Source organism: Grimontia marina (assembly GCF_900060185.1).
GTDB lineage: Bacteria > Pseudomonadota > Gammaproteobacteria > Enterobacterales > Vibrionaceae > Enterovibrio > Enterovibrio marinus.
The window spans coordinates 1-577 of the sequence record NZ_FIZY01000261.1 but is presented as its reverse complement, the minus strand read 5'-3'; the positions used below and the strand labels follow the sequence as shown (position 1 = coordinate 577).

Below are 577 nucleotides of genomic sequence, written 5' to 3'. Positions count from 1 at the left end.
AAGTGGTTTACATACGGTTTATCGGCAGCCATGCACAATACGAAAAATTCGTCGGGAACGAATTTTCATGAGCAACGCGAGCCCGAAGGGTAAGGCTCATGGACGAGCCGAATAAAAAATTGATGTGCAAACGATTTGAAGCCAAAAAGTAGTAACAAGAGGTAAATATAATGGACATCAGACCTATTAAAACAGATGCCGACTACCGCGCGGCATTAAACGACATCGAAAACCTAATGATGGCGGAGCCTGATACCGTCGAAGGCGAAAAGCTGGACATTTTGGTTACGTTAATTGAAGCCTACGAAGCAAAGCATTTTCCAATGGATTTGCCAGACCCTGTTGAGGCAATAAAGTTTGAGATGGAGCGCAAAGGCTTAACGGTTAAAGATCTTGAACCCATGATAGGTAAAAGCAATCGTGTTTATGAAATCCTAAACCATAAGCGATCACTCACGCTAAAAATGATTTGGAAACTTCATGAAGGGCTAGGTATTCCAGCAGAGTCGCTGATCAAGCCACCGCAAGTTCGCGCTTCATAGCGCTGCGCATAAAAATTATGTTGTCATGAATGACG

1 protein-coding gene is annotated in these 577 nt (G+C 43.3%); it reads left to right on the top strand.

Features of this window, described 5'->3' with window-relative positions; genetic code table 11:
- Nucleotides 1-170: 170 nt before the first annotated feature.
- Nucleotides 171-542, top strand: a complete 372-nt coding sequence (locus tag GMA8713_RS26320; protein WP_010319432.1) for a helix-turn-helix domain-containing protein — start codon at nucleotides 171-173, stop codon at nucleotides 540-542.
- The last annotated feature ends 35 nt before the right edge of the window (nucleotides 543-577 follow it).

What these genes read in the sequence shown, in the direction of transcription:
- GMA8713_RS26320 (WP_010319432.1), top strand. Translation starts at nt 171, where the DNA reads ATGGACATCAGACCTATTAAAACAGATGCCGACTACCGCGCGGCATTA.